The sequence below is a fragment of the Streptomyces sp. NPDC044002 genome (assembly GCF_056434525.1).
The window spans coordinates 1-15,376 of the sequence record NZ_JBWKEZ010000112.1 but is presented as its reverse complement, the minus strand read 5'-3'; the positions used below and the strand labels follow the sequence as shown (position 1 = coordinate 15,376).

Genomic DNA, 15,376 nt, shown 5'->3' with positions numbered 1-15,376 from the left:
CCCCCCCCCCCCCCCCCCCCCCCCCCCCCCCCCCACCCCCCCCCCCCCCCCCCCCTCCCCCCCCCCCCCCCCGCCCCGGCCCGTTGCGTCGCACCGCCCGCCGGGGGTCAGTCCGTGCCGAACTCCATCGCGGCGCGGTCCAGCATCTCCTCGTCGGGGGAGACCTCGCCGCGCGAGGCGATGGCCTCGGCGCCGCCCTGCGGCATCTCCGGCATGGTGCCGATCAGTCCGGTCGCGGCCGCCTGCGCGGCGCCGACGGCGGGGCTGCCGGTACCGATCAGGCCGAGGACGGCGTACTGCTCCAGCTTGGCGCGGGAGTCGGCGATGTCCAGGTTGCGCATGGTGAGCTGGCCGATCCGGTCCACCGGGCCGAAGGCCGAGTCCTCGGTGCGCTCCATGGAGAGCTTGTCCGGGTGGTAGCTGAACGCCGGGCCCCGGGTGTCGAGGATCGAGTAGTCCTCGCCGCGCCGCAGCCGCAGGGTCACCTCGCCCGTGACGGCCGCGCCGACCCAGCGCTGGAGGGACTCCCGGACCATCAGGGCCTGCGGGTCCAGCCAGCGGCCCTCGTACATGAGCCGGCCGAGGCGCCGGCCCTCGTTGTGGTACTGGGCGAGGGTGTCCTCGTTGTGGATGGCGTTGACCAGACGCTCGTACGCGGCGTGCAGCAGGGCCATGCCCGGCGCCTCGTAGATGCCGCGGCTCTTGGCCTCGATGATCCGGTTCTCGATCTGGTCCGACATGCCCATGCCGTGGCGGCCGCCGATGGCGTTGGCCTCCATGACCAGGTCGACGGCGGAGGAGAACTCCTTGCCGTTGATCGTGACGGGGCGGCCCTGGTTGAAGCCGATCGTCACGTCCTCGGTGGCGATCTCGACGGACGGGTCCCAGAACCGCACGCCCATGATCGGCTCGACGGTCTCCACGCCGGTGTCCAGGTGCTCCAGGGTCTTCGCCTCGTGGGTGGCGCCCCAGATGTTGGCGTCGGTGGAGTACGCCTTCTCGGTGCTGTCGCGGTAGGGGAGGTCGTGGGCCACCAGCCACTCCGACATCTCCTTGCGGCCGCCCAGCTCCGTCACGAAGTCCGCGTCCAGCCACGGCTTGTAGATCCGCAGGTGCGGGTTGGCGAGCAGGCCGTAGCGGTAGAACCGCTCGATGTCGTTGCCCTTGAAGGTCGAGCCGTCGCCCCAGATCTGGACGTTGTCCTCCAGCATGGCGCGGACCAGCAGGGTGCCGGTCACGGCGCGGCCGAGCGGGGTGGTGTTGAAGTAGGCTCGCCCGCCCGAGCGGATGTGGAACGCGCCGCAGGTCAGCGCGGCCAGGCCCTCCTCGACCAGCGCCGCCCGGCAGTCGACCAGGCGCGCGATCTCGGCGCCGTAGGTCTTCGCACGGCCGGGCACCGAGGCGATGTCGGGCTCGTCGTACTGGCCGATGTCGGCGGTGTAGGTGCACGGGACGGCACCCTTGTCGCGCATCCACGCGACCGCGACGGAGGTGTCGAGGCCGCCCGAGAAGGCGATGCCGACGCGCTCGCCGGCGGGAAGGGAGGTGAGGACCTTAGACATGGGAAGATTATGCATGCCGCCGCATGGTCATGCAATTCCGGATCGCATCCGGACCGCATGCCGGACCATTTCCGCACCGGCGGACACCCCCTAGGTTCCCGCGCCCCGGTTCCCGCCGCCGAAGGCCCACGACTCGATGTCCCGGTAGTGGATCGGCCCCGGCCCCCGGCCGATGTTGCTGCCGACCAGGTGCAGGCGCTCCGCCTCCCACTCCCGCCCGCTGAACGCGGTGAGCCCGGCGGCGGCCTCCGGTGCGGCCGACGGATCGCCGCGCCGGGCCCGGGCCAGCGTGAGGTGGGGGCGCAGCGGCCGGTCCGCGAAGCCGATGCCGCACTCCTTCACCGCCGCGCGCACCTCGGAGGCCAGGACGTGCAGCTCCTCCAGCTCCCCGGCTATCCCGCTCCACAGGACCCGCTCGTCGAAGTGCCCGCCGCCCCGCAGGGACAGCCGTACGGGCCTGCGGGCCGCCGCCAGCTCCGCGAGCCGGGGCCGCAGCGGCGGAACGGCCGCGACGGGCAGCTCGCCGAGGAACGCCAGGGTGATGTGCCAGTCCTCGATGCGGTTCCAGCGCATGCGCGGGTGCGCCTCGTACGCGGGGGCGAGCGCGCGTTCCAGCTCCTCCTTCGCGTCGTCGGGCGGGGCGAGGGCGATGAAGACGCGGACGGTCGCGGCCTGGGTGTGTTCCTTCACGTACGCCTTCGTACCGCCTGCCGGCCTTCCCGGTCACCTTCCGCCCCGTCAGGTCGGCCCGGAGTCCTGTCCGGCCTTCTATATCCAATCCCGGTTGTTCCTAGAATGGGGGGATGGAGGACATCGATGCGATCGCGGTGCTGCAGGACCCGGTGCGCCGCCGGCTGTACGAGTACGTGGTGGCGCAGGGCCGCGAGGTCGGCCGGAACGAGGCCGCCGAGGCGGCCGGGGTGGCGCGCACCCTCGCCGCGCACCATCTGGACAAGCTGACCGGGGCCGGCCTGCTGGAGAGCGGCAGCCGCCGGCTGACCGGCCGCTCGGGACCGGGGGCGGGCCGACCCGCCAAGGTGTACACGCGGGCCCGGGCGGAGTGGTCGGTGTCGCTGCCCGCCCGCGACTACCTCACGGCCGCCGAGCTGCTGGCGGAGGCCGCCGAGGAGGCGGGGCTGGACGCCGGGCTCTGCGCCGCGGCGCGCCGCCGGGGCGAGGCCCTGCGGGGGCCGGCTGAGCCCTGCGCCGGGCTCGACGAGGCGATGGCGGTACTGGCCGCCCGCGGATACGAACCCCACCTGGAGGGCGGCGAGGGCGGGTCCGGGGCGGCGGCGCCCGTCGTCCGGATGCGCAACTGCCCCTTCCACGCGGTCGCCGAGCGCTACCCGCCGCTCGTCTGCGGGATGAACCTCGCCCTGCTGGAGGGGCTGCTCGGGACGGACGGCCCCGTCCGCGCCCGGATGGACGCCCGGCCGGGGGAGTGCTGCGTGGTGGTCGAGGATTCTAAAAACAATACGGATTGACATAGAAATCGGAGCCGTGCTGGGATGGGGTCATGACCGCATCCCCGCACGGCCCCGCCGCCGTCCACCTGGCCCAGCTCAACGTCGCGACGCTCCGCCACCCCCTCGACGACCCCCGCGTGGCTCCGTTCGTCGAGGCGCTCGACCCGGTCAACTCCGCGGCCGACACCGCGCCCGGTTTCGTGTGGCGGCTCAAGGAGGAAGGGGAGGGCGACGCAACCGCCATGCGCCCCCTGGGTGAGCGCGTCATCGTCAACATGTCGGTGTGGGAGAGCAGGGAAGCCCTGTGGGAGTTCACCTACCGCAGCGGGCACCTGGAGGTGATGCGCGGGCGCCGCGACTGGTTCGAGCGGCACGCGGAGGCGCACCTGGTCCTCTGGTGGGTCCCCGCCGGGCACGTCCCGAGCGTCGAGGAGGCCCTGGAGCGGCTGGCGGACATCAGGGCGAACGGCCCGTCCCCGCGCGGGTTCACCTTCGCCTCCTTCTACGCCGCGGTCGAGGCCGAGGCCGGGGCCGCCGCCGGGGCGAGTGTATAGCTCGGTCATCGACATATGCCGGTAGCCGAGCTATCGTCGTACCCGTGAACGATCAAGCTCTGCGCGAGCCGACTCTGCTCATCCTCACCGCGATCGCCGACGCCCCACGGCACGGGTACGCGATCGCCCAGGAGGTCGAGAAGATCTCGGAAGGCCGCACGAAGATGCGTACCGGAACGCTGTACGGGGCCCTGGAACGGCTCCTCGAACAGCAGCTCATCGCCGTCCACGACGAAGAGGTGGTCGACGGCCGCAGGCGGCGCAGCTACGCGCTCGCCCCCCACGGCCGCGAGGTCCTCGCCGCCGAGGCGGCCCGGATCACCCGCACCGCCCAGGAGGCCACCCGCCGGCTCGGCCTCGGTGGCCGGACCTCGCCCGGCCTGCTCGGCTCCTCCGACGGGACGGTGACGGCATGACCGCCCTGCTGAGGCTCTACCCGGCCGGCTTCCGGCGGGAGTTCGGCGACGAGATCGCCATGGCGTACCACGAGGCCACCCGCGACGCGGGCCGGGCGGCCCGGGTGCGGGAGGCGCTGGACGTCACCGGGCACGCGCTGCGGATGCGGCTCGGACTCGGCTCGGCGGGCCGCCGCGGCCGGCTCCTGGCGGCGGTGGCGCCGTTCGCCGTCACCGCCGTGGGGGCGAGCGCGGTCTGGTGGGCCGGGCTGATGCTCCCGGGTGCCACTGCCTCCTGGCTGCCCGCGGAGCTGACGATTCCGTACGCGCTGCTGGTGGCGGCGCACCTCGTCACGGTGCTGGGCGCCGCGACCGCCCTGAGCGGCCGGTGGTCCGCGGGCGCCTGGACCGTGCTCGCGGGCTGCGCGGCTGCCGCGGTGATCGAGGCGGCGCGGCTGGGCGGGGGCGTCGAGTTCGTGCTCCTCCTGAGGGCACCGTTGCTGCTCGCCGCACTGGCCGTCGTGCTCTGCCCCGCGGACCTGCGCCCGCAACCGCGCGTCCGTACGGGAGCCGGGCTGGCCGCCGTCGTGCTGTGGACGGCGCTCCTGGCCGGCGTGCTCACGCTGGGCCCGCTGCCCGACGGCTCCTTCGGCGTCCTGCGCTTCGCCGTACCGGCGGCAGCGGGACTGGCCCTGGCCGGGCGGCCGGCGTTCGCCGGGCTGCGTACGGCCCCCGCCGTCCTCCTCGCGGCGCTCCCCCTGTTCGTCCTCGGCACGCCGCTCTGGACGCGGGACGCCTACACGGGTCCCCTCGCGCTCGTGCTCCTCCTCGTGGCGGCGGCCGCGGTGAGCATCCGCCGGCGCAGGAGCCGGCGCCCGCTCGACGGGGTCTGACCCGGGACTCGTCGCGGACGCCCGGCACCGTACGGTGTACCCCGGAACGCCGCATGGCCGGCGGCGGTCGAAGAGGGCGACGGGGGAAACGTGTTCGCGGTGATCTACCGGTGGCGGCTGCGACCGGGCAAGGAAGAGCAGTTCCGCGAGGGCTGGCACCGGGTGACGGAGGCGATCCTGCGGGACTGCGGCAGCTACGGCTCGCGGCTCCACCGCGCGGACGACGGCACCTGGGTCGCGTACGCCCGCTGGCCCGACGAGGAGTCCCGCGCGCGCTGCGCGGTGTCCGACGCGGAGGGAGCCGCGATGATGGCGGGAGCGATCGAGGAGCGGATGCCGGAGACACGCCTCAGCCTCGTCGACGACCTCCTCGCGGAGCCGTACGTCCCGGCGCCGGACGTCAAACCCCCCACGGGACAGCCACGCTGACCCACCGTCAGCCCCGACGCACGCTCTGTCGAGCCCCCCGAGGCCGTCCACCGCTCGGGACCCTCTCCGCCGTGCACCACCCGACACCCCGGCCCCCGCGCCGCCCGGCACGCGGAGGACGCGCACCGGACGCCGCGGGCTTCGCGGACGCCCCTGCCGGGCATGCCGGCCGGTGGCGGGGCCGGACGGCCGCGAGGGGCCCGGCGGTTCGGCGCCGGTGACCTGCTCGGTGCGGGCGGGAGGCGACCCCGCCCCCGGGCCGCCCGTCGCGGGCCCGCCGTCTGCGCGGTCGCGCCTGTTCGCGGACGCCACGAGCGGTGGCGTGGGGCCGGGCGGCGGTGAACGGCCTGGCGGCTGGGCGCCGGTGACCTTCTCGGCGCGGCCAGGCGTCCGGGAGGTGCCCCCCGGCCCTGCGCCGCCCGGCGCGCGGAGGGCGCGCACCGGACGGTCATGGGGACGGCCTCCGGGCGGACGGCGCGACGTCGCGGACGCCCCTGGGGGTGGGGCCGGACGGCCGTGTGCGGTTCGGCGCCGTGACTACTTGGCGCGGCCCGGCGCCCGGTAGGCACCCCCCCCGCCCCGCGCCGCCCGGCATGCCGAGGGCCTTCGCGGACGCCCCCTGCCGGGGATTCCGCGCGGTGGCGGGGCCGGACGGCCGGGAACGGCCCGGGGGCCCGGCGGCGGGACCTCCTCGGCAGCCGGGCGCCCGGGGCCTCTCCGGGCGGTGGGCGGGGGAGACCCGGCGGCGATCCCGGGCGGCAGCCCGCCCGGCCCGCGGGGCGGTGCGGGTCCCGGTAGGGTCGCGGGGACGGGGCAGCGGGGCGGACGGGAGTGGGGGCGGATGACGGAGCGCCACGCGGTGGTGGCCGGGGCCGGGATCGGCGGGCTCACGGCGGCCCTCGCACTGCACCGCAGGGGCTGGCGCGTCACCGTCTGCGAACGCGCCCCCGAACCGCCCGCCACCGGCGCCGGCATCGGCCTCGCCCCCAACGCCCTGCGCGCACTCGAAGCGATCGGCGTCGACGCCGCCCACGCTGCGGGCAGCGCCGTACCCGCGGCGATGGGCGTACGCCGCCCCGACGGCCGGTGGCTGACCCGGGCCGCGACCGCCGACATGACGGCCCGCTACGGCATCCCCCCGATCGCCGTCCCGCGCCCGGTCCTCACCGCCGCGCTCGCCGCCGCCCTGCCCCCGGAAGCCCTCCGCTACGGCACCGCCGTGACCGGCGTCGACGGCACCGGGGGCCGCGCGACCGTCCGCACGGCGGGCGGCCGCGGCCTGACCGCCGACCTGGTCGTCGCCGCCGACGGGATCCACAGCCCGCTGCGCCGCGCGCACTTCCCCGCCCACCCCGGCCTGCGCTACCTCGGCGAGACCGCCTGGCGGACCATCGTGGACGCCCCGGACCTGCGGATACCGGCCATGAGCGAGACCTGGGGGCGGGGGGAGAGGTTCGGGATAACCCCGCTGGCCGACGGCCGGTACTACGTCTACGCCACCGCCCGCGTCCTGGCCGGCACCCGCTCGCCCGACCCCCGCGCCGAGCTCCGCCGCCGCTTCGGCTCCTGGCACGATCCGGTCCCGGCCCTGCTGGACCGCGTGGCCCGCCTCGCGCCCGCCGACGTCCTGCAGAACGACCTGTACGACCTGGCCGCCCCGCTCCCGCGCCTGCACCACGGCCGGACCGCCTGGCTCGGCGACGCGGCCCACGCCATGGCCCCCAACCTCGGCCAGGGCGGCTGCCAGGCCATCGAGGACGCAGTGGTCCTCGCACACCTGCTCCCCGCGGGCAACGCGGGCAACGCCGAGTACGCCGAGGGCGGCCGGGATCCCGTCCCGGCCGCCCTCGCCGCCTACACGGCCGCCCGCCTCGCCCGCACCGACGCGGTACGCGTCCGCGCCCGCCGGGTCGGCCGCCTCGGCGCCCTGCGCAACCCCTTCGCCGCGGCGGCCCGCGACCTCGCGGTACGCGCCGTCCCCGACCGCCTGGCGCTGCGCGGCATGGACGACCTGTTCAACGGCTTCCGCCTGCCGTGACGGCGCTCAGGCCCGGATGACCTCCGGGCCCCGCCCGGTGATCTCGTCGGCCTGCGCGTCGGTCAGCCCGGTGTCCGTGACCAGCACGTCCACCTGCTCCAGGGCGGCGAACCGGGCGAAGTGCCGGGCGCCGTACTTGGAGGAGTCCGCGACGAGCACGACCCGGCGGGCCCCGGCCACCATGGCCCGCTTGACCGCCGCCTCGGCCAGGTCCGGCGTGGTCAGCCCGGCCTCCGCCGAGAAGCCGTTGGTCGCGACCACCGCCACGTCCGGCTGCAGTTCGGCGAGGTCGCGCAGCGCCCACGCGTCCACCGCGGCCTGCGTACGGTGGCGCAGCCGGCCGCCGACGATGTGCAGGTGCAGCCCCGGGTGCTCGGCGAGCCGGGCGGCCACCGGCAGCGCGTTGGTGACCACGGTGAGGGTGGAGTCGCGGGGGAGCAGGGCGGCCAGCCGGGAGACGGTGGTGCCCGCGTCCAGCAGCAGGCTGCCCTCCTCCGGGAGCAGGGCGAGCGCGGCCCGGGCGATCCGCTCCTTGGCGGCCGCGGCGGTGGAATCGCGCTCGGCGAGCCCCGGTTCCAGGCGGAGCCCCCCGGCGGGGAGCGCGCCGCCGTGCACCCGGCGCAGCAGACCGGCCCGTTCCAGGGCGGTCAGGTCCCGCCTGACGGTCTCCTGCGTGACTCCGAACTCCTCCGCCAGGGCGGGGACTTCGACGCGTCCGCGCTCCTGGGTCAGCTGGACGATCCGGTGCTGACGCTCGGGTGCGTACATGGGATCGGATCCGTTCCGTTCCAGAGGGGTTGGTCCCGGTATGGGGCGGACCTTACCCGCCATCCGGTCCGGCCGCGGCCCGTCGGCCGCCCGGCCCCCACCCGGCCGCCCGGCCCCCACCCGCCCCGCCGGCCCGGCGTCAGCCCTCCCCGCCCTCCCCGCCCGGGGCGCCCGGGGCGTACGGGGCGTACGGGGCGAACGGCGCCCAGCCCTTCACCGCGAAGGCCCCCGCGTCCCGCGCGACCTCCAGGGCGCCGTGGGAGCCGAAGTGCGCCGGGACCAGCAGGGCGTTGTGGTCGGCGGCCCAGCCGAGCAGCCTGCGCCGGGTGGCCCGGGACTGCGCGGCGTCCTCGCAGAAGCAGCTGTTCGCGTCCGGCTCCATGATCTGCACCGGGCTGTGCAGCAGGTCGCCCACGAACACCGCCCTGTCACCGCCGGAGGCGAGGGTCAGCACGCTGGAGCCGGGGGTGTGCCCGGCGGCGAGGTCCAGCCGCAGGTTCGCGTCGATCCGGTAGGAGTCCTCCCACAGCACGACCCGGCCGGCCTCGTGGACCGGCGCCACGCTGTCCTCGAACACGCCGGCGTTGCCGTCGCCGAGGACGGACGCGTGTCCGTTCGCGGGGTTCCAGAAGTCGAAGTCGTTCCGGTTGATCAGATAGCGGGCGTTGGGGAAGGTCGGGACCCAGGTGTCCCCGTCCAGCCGGGTGTTCCACCCGACGTGGTCCCCGTGCAGGTGGGTGTTGACGACGAGGTCGACGTCCCCGGGCTCGACCCCGGCCCGGGCCAGCTCGTCCAGGAAGGCCGTCTCCTGGCGGTCCCAGGGGGTGCCGGGCCGTGCCTTGTGGTTGCCGCCGCCGGTGTCGACGAGGATCACCCGGCCCTCGCTGCGCAGCACCCACGTCTGCAGTGCGACCCGGGAGACGGGCGGCTCGCCGTCCGCGAAGTCGGGCCGCAGCCAGCCAGCGTGCTCCGACCAGACGTCCTGGCTGCTCCCGGGGATGAATTCGTGCGGGGCGAGCCCGAGCGGTCCGTAGTACTCGCGGACCCGGGTGATGCCGACGCTGCCCAACTCGATGGTGTCAGTGGTGGTGTTCATGGCTCCCACCCTGCGGCGGGCCCGGCGGGACAGCCACACCCTCCGCTGCCTATCCCCGGCAGGGTGAGGCTGGCCCGCGCGCGGCCCGCGATACTGGGGCGCATGGACGGACAGAGCAGCCTCGGCGCGTTCCTGCAGGCCCGCCGGTCCCGGCTGACCCCGGCGGACATCGGCCTCGACACCTACGGCGAGCGGCGCCGCGTCCCCGGCCTGCGCCGCGAGGAACTCGCCCTCCTCGCGGGGGTCAGCGCCTCGTACTACGCACGGCTGGAGCAGGGGCACTCGCACAACGCCTCGCCGGAGGTGCTGGACGCGCTCGCCCGCGCGCTGAACCTGGACGAGGCCGAGCGGCGGCACGTGCACGACCTCGCGGGCCTGGCCGCCAGACGGCCCGCCGCCCGGCGCCCGCCGGCGGAACGGGTGGACGGGGCGACCCGCCGGCTGCTGGAGTCCATGCCCGAGGTCCCGGCCGTCCTCACCGGCCGCCGGGCCGACATCCTGGCCTGGAACCCGCTGGGGCACGCCCTGTTCGCCGGCCACCTCGACCCCACCGCGCCCGACCGGCCCGCGGACCGGCCCAACATGGCCGCGCTGATCTTCCTGGACCCGTACCTGCGCGAGCTCTACGGCACCTGGGAGTCCAAGGCCAGGGCCGCGGTCGCCAACCTGCGGTACGCGGCCGGCCGCCACCCGGACGACGCGCTCCTCGGCGCCCTCGTCGGCGAACTCAGCATGAGGAGCGACGAGTTCGCCACCATGTGGGCCGACCACCGGGCCCGTCCCTGCACCGCCGCCGAGCAGCGGATGTGGCATCCGCTGGTGGGGAACCTGACCGTCACCCAGCAGGCCCTGCGCGTCACCGACGACCAGACGCTGCTGGTGGCCACCGCTCCGGCCGGCTCCGCGGACCACACGGCCCTCAGGCTGCTCGTCCAGGCGACCGCCCGCCCCGGGGCCTGACCCGGATCCGGCCGCCGCCACTCACCCCCGCGGCCGCGGCGGCCGGACCAGGCGGCGGACGGACTCCACCACCGCCTCGCGGTGCCGGGCCAGCCGCGCGTCCGCCCAGGACTCGCCCGGCCCGCCGGTCGCGGGTCCGCCCACGGCGCCGGTCCACGCCTGCGCCAGTCCCATGACCAGCGTGAGCACGTCCGCCGGGTCGAGGCCCGGGTCGACCAGCCCGGCGTCCTGCGCCCGCTCCACCGCCGCGATCTTGCGCTGGTAGGACTCCGCCACCAGCTCGGTGGTCTCCGGCCGCTCCAGCTGCTTCCACTGCACCAGGCGCATCAGGTCCGGGTACGCCACGAAGTGGTCGAAGACCGCACCCGCGTACCCGGGCAGGTCCTCCGCGTCGAAAGGCACGGACTCCGAGCCCGTCTCCAGGGCCCGCTGGAGCACGGCGTCGAACAGCTGCTCCTTGTTGCCGTAGTAGACGTAGATGAGCCGCTTGTTCGCCTGGGCGGTCGCCGCGATGCGGTCGATCCGGGCCCCGGCGATGCCGTACGCCGCGAACTCGGAGAACGCCGCGTCGAGCAGCCGCGCCTTCGTCGCGCTGGAATCCCGTGCCATGCCGGGCAGCCTAGCAAGTAACTATCCGGTTATTGACATCCAGCGCACCCCGTGTGCAGACTTGAACTATCCAGTTAGTTACTTACCTCGTCCCACCCCCCGGAGGACACCATGGAGATCCGCGCACTCGGCGGCCAGGGCCTGGAAGTCGGCGCCGAAGGCCTCGGCCTCATGGGCATGAGCGCCCACTACGGAGCCACCGACGAGACCGAGTCCCTCGCCACCATCGACCGCGCCCTCGCCCTGGGCGTCACCCTGCTCGACACCGCCGAGGGCTACGGCCCCTTCGTCAACGAGCAGCTCCTCGGCAAGGCCCTCCGCGGCCGCCGCGACGCCGCCGTCATCGCCACGAAGACCGGCGTCGAGTTCACCGACGACGGAGCCTTCCGGGGCCACAACGGCACGCCCGAGTACATCCGCCGCTCCGCCGACCGCTCCCTGCGCCACCTGGGCACCGACCACATCGACCTGTACTACCTGCACCGCGTCGACCCGGCCGTGCCCATCGAGGAGAGCGTCGGCGCCATGTCCGAGCTGGTCGCCGCCGGCAAGGTCGGCCACATCGGGATCTGCGAGGCCGCCGCGGGCACCATCGCCCGCGCCCACGCCGTGCACCCGCTGGCCGCCGTACAGACCGAGTACAGCCTCTTCGAGCGCGGCATCGAGCATGACGGCGTACGCGAGACCCTGCGCGAGCTCGGCATCGGCCTCGTCGCCTACTCCCCGCTCGGCCGCGGCTTCCTCTCCGGAGCCGTGACCAGCCCGGACGACTTCGCGGCCGACGACTTCCGGCGTACGGACCCCCGCTTCCAGGGCGAGAACTTCGACCGCAACCTCGCCGTCGTCGACCGCGTCCGGGCGCTGGCCGCCGAGAAGGGGGTCACCCCCTCCCAGCTCGCGCTCGCCTGGACCCTGCGTATGGGAGCCGTCCCGATCCCCGGCACCAAGCGCCGCCGCTACCTGGAGGAGAACGTCGCCGCGACCGCCGTCACCCTCACCGACGCCGACCTGGCCTCCATCGACGCCGTCGCGCCGCACGGCGTGGTCTCGGGGGACCGGTACGCACCCGAACTCATGGGGTCGCTGAACGGCTGACCCGCGCCCGGCGGATCAGCGCAGGTCGAGGAAGCGGTGCTCGTCCAGGACCGCGAAGCCCGTGCTGTCGTACAGGCCCATCGCGACCTCGTTCCCGCCGAAGACGTTGAACATCATCGCCTCGTCGCCGCCCTGCCGGGTGGCCCACTCGCCGACGGCCATCGCCGCCCGGCCGTAGCCCTTGCCGCGGTGCTCCTCGTGCACCTCCAGCGAGAAGCCGAAGGTGACGCCCGGAAGGAACCCGTGGTTCACCCAGCCGGTGCCGATCACCTGCCCCTCGGCCTCCATCGCGTAGAAGGCGTGCCCCGGAGTCAGGTACCCCTGCGGGAGGTGCTGGGCGAAGTCCCGGTCCGACTTCTCCTTGGCCTGCTCCGCCGTGAGGGCCCCGGCCCGGACGATGTCGGCGATGTACGCGGCCTCCTCGGCGGCGTACCAGGCCGGGTACTCCTCCTCCGTGAGCCGGCGGACCGTCAGCCCCGGCGGCAGCTGCGGCTGTCCGGCCACGGCCTTCATGCGGTTCTGGCCCCGCACCTGGTAGCCGGCGAACGCTCCCGGCCCCCCGGTGAGGCGGACCTCCACCCGCTCGGCGCCGTGCTCGGCGCACCACCGCTCGGCCCATTCGCGCCCACCCGCGACCGTGAGGTCGTGGATCCGGCCCACCACCGCGCCGTTGTCCTCCGACACCCCCACGGCTATCCATCCGGTGCCGTCCGTGGCCACCGTCCAGCCGTCGATCCCCTTCACGGCCCGTTCCAGCAGGGCCCGGGCCAGCGGCTCGGAGCATCCGGCGGCCCGGTACCCGGCCAGCACCCGCTCCTCGAACCCGCCCCGCCACGCGCCTCGTTCGGCGACGATCTCGATCTCGTTCATCGGGTCACCCTAACCAGCGCCACCGACGGGCGGGGCCGACCGGATTCGAACCGGCGTCCTCACGGTTTTGGAGACCGCGCGCGTCGACCCCTGCGCTACGGCCCCGCCCTGCCGGGCAGCCTACCCGCCGTGGATGATCTGGATCAGGTTGCCGCAGGTGTCGTCCAGGACCGCGGTGGTGACCGGGCCGGTCTCCCTCGGCTCCTGCGTGAAGCGCACCCCGAGCCCGCGCAGCCGGGCGAACTCCGCCCCCACGTCGTCCACGGCGAAGGAGGCGGCCGGGATCCCGTCCCTGACCAGCGCCTCCTTGTACGGCCGCACCGCGGGGTGGCCGTCGGGCTCCAGCAGCAGCTCGGTCCCGTCGGGGTCCTCGGGGGAGACCACGGTCAGCCACTTGTCCGCGCCCAGCGGCACCTCGTGCTTCTTCACGAAGCCCAGTACGTCCGTATAGAACCGCAGGGCCTTGTCCTGGTCGTCGACGAAGACGCTGGACAGGTGGATCCTCATCGGGTGCTCTCCCTCATGCCGGGCTGCTGCTCGACGACGCTGGTGCCGCTGCCCTCCTGGGACTCCCACGTCCACGTCTCCTCCAGCCGGAGCCGCCCGTCGGGGAGTTCCGTGACGAGGGAGACGCAGTGCCCGGAGGCGGTCGAGCCGTCGTGGCGCAGCTGGACGTAGCGGAAGTCGACGGTGTCGTCCGCCCGCGTGCCGACCAGGTGTCCCCTGGCCACGTCCCCGCCACAGTACTCGGCCCAGACCCGGCCGTCCTGTTCGTGATACTCGAACCGGGTCTGCCGGCCGACCTGGCCCGGCGCCTGGTCGGCTACGGGGAAGAAGACGAGGCCGTCGAGCGAACGTGCCACGGGGGCTCCTGAAGGGTGGGCGGCCGGAGGCACGGGCCGCGGCCGGGCGGATGTCCGGCCCACCCTAAGGGGCTCCGGCCCGGCGGCTGATGGGAGCAGTGGGAGCTGCGGATCCGCCGGGCGCGTGGTGGCATCGGTCCTATGAAGGATCCCTTCGGATGTGACGAGCCGGCGCTGCCGGCCCGGGCGGGCACCGTGGACCGGGCCGCCGCCCGCCGCGCGGTCGCCGCGCGCGCCATAGGGGCGGAGGACCTGGCGGCCCTGCTGGACATGATCGGCCTGTGGCCCGACGACGACCCGCCGCAGGAGGGATGGCGGAGCCGGCCGGCCGCCGGTTGAGGGAGGGCCGGGCGCGGGTACGGTACTTCCGTGATGCGTGCCGGGCGACGCGCGGCCCCCCGGCCGGGGCCTCACCGAACTGGCCGTCGACATGGGCGACTTCCTCGGCAGCCCCGCCACCGTCACCGCCTCCGTCCGGCCGGGCCCCTCGGGACCCCTGATCCGGCTGGGCGGTACCGCCGAGGTCACGGGCGGCATCCGGCTGCCCGCGCCCTGAGGCGGGCCGGCCGCCCCGCCGTGCTCAGGAGCCGTCTTCGTCCCGGTGCCGCCGCTCGTCGCGCCGCCGCCCCTTCTCCTCGGCGCGCCTGCTGCGGGCCGGGGTGATGGGCTCGGGGTGGACGGGGTCCTGGCTGGGCGGCTGCGGGCGCCCGCGTTCCTCGCGGGGTTCGCCGGGCTCCTGGCGCTTGTCCTTCGTACCGCCCATGACGGGTGACTCCTCGGTTCCGGGGGGGTGCGGATTCCTCCCGTTCACCCTGACACGCATCGCGGCGGGCCGCCCCCCGTCGGACGGGGGGCATGGCGTGGGGGTGATGTGTTCCTCCGGTGCGGATGTGCCGGAGGAGGCGTGTGCGTTCCGCGCACGCCGAGGTGGGGACCCCCGCTCCCACGTGCGGACCGGCGCCCAGAGCGGACGCGCCACGCCGCCGGAGGGTGTCCGGATCACTCGCCTGGCCGCTGTAGGGTGACGTGCGCCCGTCAAGGCGGGCCCTCCTGCACACTGATATTCCAACGGGGTTCGAACGTGAAGCTTCGCCATGTCCGCGCGGTCGCAGTATTCGGAATCGCCGTCGTAGCACTGACCGGAGCCCGTGGCTCGCACGGTGCCAGCTGCGGTGGCGGCCACAGCTCCAGCAGCTCCCACTCGGGCTCCAGCAGCACCAGTGGCGGCAGCAGCACCAGCGGTGGCAGCTCCGACGGCAGCAGCACCACCACCGGCAGCACCAGCACCGGGACGAGCAGCGGCACCAACTCCAGCACCACCACCGGTTCCGTCACGGGCGGTTCGCGCGACAAGGCCGAGCGCGACATCCGGATCGACGGGTGCAAGCTGGACAGCAGCGGCAAGAACCTGGTCGCCAAGCTCACCGTCACCAACAGCAGTTCGCTGGACTACACGTACAACATCACGATGAAGTTCCGCGGCGACGCCACCTCGACCGCGGTTCCCGCCACGGCCATGGTGAGCAGCCTGAAGGTCAAGGCGGGCGCGTCCCAGCCGGCCGAGGCCACGACTCCCTACTTCGGCAAGACCAACGGCACCGAGTACAAGGAGTGCGTCGTCGTCAGCGCGTCGAAGAGCTCCTTCTGACGCGGGACGCGAGCACTCGCCCGGGGGGGGGAGGGGGGAGGGGGGGGGGGGGGGGGGGGGGGGGGGGGGGGGGGTTGGGGGGGGGGGGCGTGAAACAACCCACTAATCAGTCCCCCACGGGACAGCGCCC

At 74.9% G+C, this 15,376-nt stretch carries 20 protein-coding genes and 1 tRNA gene; 11 read left to right on the top strand and 10 right to left on the bottom strand.

Translation table 11 applies throughout. From position 1 onward, the window contains the following. Window positions 1-107: 107 nt before the first annotated feature. Entirely contained in the window at window positions 108-1,562 is a 1,455-nt protein-coding gene (gene argG / locus AC07A6_RS39890; protein WP_385771295.1) for an argininosuccinate synthase, read from the bottom strand. A gap of 90 nt (window positions 1,563-1,652) precedes the next feature. Continuing rightward, window positions 1,653-2,252, bottom strand: a complete 600-nt coding sequence (gene thpR / locus AC07A6_RS39885) for an RNA 2',3'-cyclic phosphodiesterase (RefSeq protein ID WP_478780369.1) — start codon at window positions 2,250-2,252, stop codon at window positions 1,653-1,655. Window positions 2,253-2,365: 113 nt separating this feature from the next. Between thpR and AC07A6_RS39880 the strand changes: the two genes are divergently transcribed. The 6 genes from AC07A6_RS39880 to AC07A6_RS39855 all read left to right on the top strand — a co-directional run bounded on the left by AC07A6_RS39880 (window position 2,366) and on the right by AC07A6_RS39855 (window position 7,337). Further along, window positions 2,366-3,046: a helix-turn-helix transcriptional regulator gene (locus AC07A6_RS39880; protein ID WP_386271685.1), complete on the top strand. Its 681-nt coding sequence runs from the start codon at window positions 2,366-2,368 to the stop codon at window positions 3,044-3,046. 32 nt (window positions 3,047-3,078) lie between these two features. Continuing rightward, a complete protein-coding gene (locus tag AC07A6_RS39875; protein ID WP_478780368.1) occupies window positions 3,079-3,582 on the top strand; it encodes a DUF3291 domain-containing protein in 504 nt (167 codons plus the stop codon). Window positions 3,583-3,626: 44 nt separating this feature from the next. Continuing rightward, window positions 3,627-3,998 (top strand): PadR family transcriptional regulator, encoded by a 372-nt coding sequence (locus AC07A6_RS39870; protein ID WP_362474298.1) that lies wholly within the window; start codon window positions 3,627-3,629, stop codon window positions 3,996-3,998. Then, entirely contained in the window at window positions 3,995-4,870 is an 876-nt protein-coding gene (locus tag AC07A6_RS39865; protein WP_478780367.1) for a hypothetical protein, read from the top strand. Before AC07A6_RS39870 ends, AC07A6_RS39865 begins: the two co-directional genes overlap by 4 nt. Window positions 4,871-4,960: 90 nt before the next feature. Further along, window positions 4,961-5,299, top strand: a complete 339-nt coding sequence (locus AC07A6_RS39860) for a putative quinol monooxygenase (RefSeq protein WP_478780366.1) — start codon at window positions 4,961-4,963, stop codon at window positions 5,297-5,299. Between the two features lie 841 nt (window positions 5,300-6,140). Beyond that, window positions 6,141-7,337: an FAD-dependent oxidoreductase gene (locus AC07A6_RS39855; protein WP_478780365.1), complete on the top strand. Its 1,197-nt coding sequence runs from the start codon at window positions 6,141-6,143 to the stop codon at window positions 7,335-7,337. Between the two features lie 6 nt (window positions 7,338-7,343). Here the strand turns inward: AC07A6_RS39855 and AC07A6_RS39850 are convergent, their stop codons facing one another. Continuing rightward, window positions 7,344-8,105, bottom strand: coding sequence for a DeoR/GlpR family DNA-binding transcription regulator (locus tag AC07A6_RS39850; RefSeq protein ID WP_362473714.1), 762 nt, complete (start codon window positions 8,103-8,105; stop codon window positions 7,344-7,346). Between the two features lie 139 nt (window positions 8,106-8,244). After that, complete coding sequence (locus tag AC07A6_RS39845; protein WP_478780364.1) at window positions 8,245-9,201, bottom strand: MBL fold metallo-hydrolase; 957 nt, start codon at window positions 9,199-9,201, stop codon at window positions 8,245-8,247. A 102-nt stretch (window positions 9,202-9,303) separates the two neighbouring features. On the opposite strand from AC07A6_RS39845, the gene AC07A6_RS39840 reads away from it, so the two are divergent. After that, the gene (locus AC07A6_RS39840) at window positions 9,304-10,161 is read left to right on the top strand and encodes a helix-turn-helix domain-containing protein (RefSeq protein WP_478780363.1); all 858 of its coding nucleotides are present in this window, start codon (window positions 9,304-9,306) and stop codon (window positions 10,159-10,161) included. Window positions 10,162-10,182: 21 nt separating this feature from the next. On the opposite strand, the gene AC07A6_RS39835 is transcribed toward AC07A6_RS39840, so the two are convergent. Then, entirely contained in the window at window positions 10,183-10,770 is a 588-nt protein-coding gene (locus tag AC07A6_RS39835) for a TetR/AcrR family transcriptional regulator (RefSeq protein ID WP_478780362.1), read from the bottom strand. 111 nt (window positions 10,771-10,881) lie between these two features. On the opposite strand from AC07A6_RS39835, the gene AC07A6_RS39830 reads away from it, so the two are divergent. Beyond that, window positions 10,882-11,865 carry an aldo/keto reductase gene (locus tag AC07A6_RS39830; RefSeq protein ID WP_386271694.1) on the top strand — a complete coding sequence of 328 codons (984 nt, stop codon included), beginning with the start codon at window positions 10,882-10,884 and terminating at the stop codon, window positions 11,863-11,865. 15 nt (window positions 11,866-11,880) lie between these two features. Here AC07A6_RS39830 and AC07A6_RS39825 read toward each other — a convergent pair whose 3' ends face one another. The 4 genes from AC07A6_RS39825 to AC07A6_RS39810 form a co-directional block, all read right to left on the bottom strand. Next, window positions 11,881-12,735: a GNAT family N-acetyltransferase gene (locus AC07A6_RS39825; RefSeq protein ID WP_478780361.1), complete on the bottom strand. Its 855-nt coding sequence runs from the start codon at window positions 12,733-12,735 to the stop codon at window positions 11,881-11,883. Between the two features lie 30 nt (window positions 12,736-12,765). Further along, window positions 12,766-12,840 (bottom strand) — tRNA-Trp (locus AC07A6_RS39820). Between the two features lie 15 nt (window positions 12,841-12,855). After that, a complete protein-coding gene (locus AC07A6_RS39815; RefSeq protein ID WP_362473697.1) occupies window positions 12,856-13,242 on the bottom strand; it encodes a VOC family protein in 387 nt (128 codons plus the stop codon). Next, entirely contained in the window at window positions 13,239-13,598 is a 360-nt protein-coding gene (locus AC07A6_RS39810) for an avidin-fold protein (protein ID WP_362473694.1), read from the bottom strand. Before AC07A6_RS39810 ends, AC07A6_RS39815 begins: the two co-directional genes overlap by 4 nt. 141 nt (window positions 13,599-13,739) lie before the next feature. Here AC07A6_RS39810 and AC07A6_RS39805 point away from each other — a divergent pair, with 141 nt between their 5' ends. Further along, window positions 13,740-13,937 carry a hypothetical protein gene (locus AC07A6_RS39805; protein WP_386271697.1) on the top strand — a complete coding sequence of 66 codons (198 nt, stop codon included), beginning with the start codon at window positions 13,740-13,742 and terminating at the stop codon, window positions 13,935-13,937. 37 nt (window positions 13,938-13,974) lie between these two features. Continuing rightward, a complete protein-coding gene (locus AC07A6_RS39800) occupies window positions 13,975-14,154 on the top strand; it encodes a hypothetical protein (protein ID WP_478780360.1) in 180 nt (59 codons plus the stop codon). A 24-nt stretch (window positions 14,155-14,178) separates the two neighbouring features. Here AC07A6_RS39800 and AC07A6_RS39795 read toward each other — a convergent pair whose 3' ends face one another. Beyond that, a complete protein-coding gene (locus AC07A6_RS39795) occupies window positions 14,179-14,361 on the bottom strand; it encodes a hypothetical protein (RefSeq protein ID WP_362473686.1) in 183 nt (60 codons plus the stop codon). A gap of 318 nt (window positions 14,362-14,679) precedes the next feature. Here AC07A6_RS39795 and AC07A6_RS39790 point away from each other — a divergent pair, with 318 nt between their 5' ends. Beyond that, window positions 14,680-15,246, top strand: coding sequence for a hypothetical protein (locus AC07A6_RS39790; RefSeq protein WP_478780359.1), 567 nt, complete (start codon window positions 14,680-14,682; stop codon window positions 15,244-15,246). The last annotated feature ends 130 nt before the right edge of the window (window positions 15,247-15,376 follow it).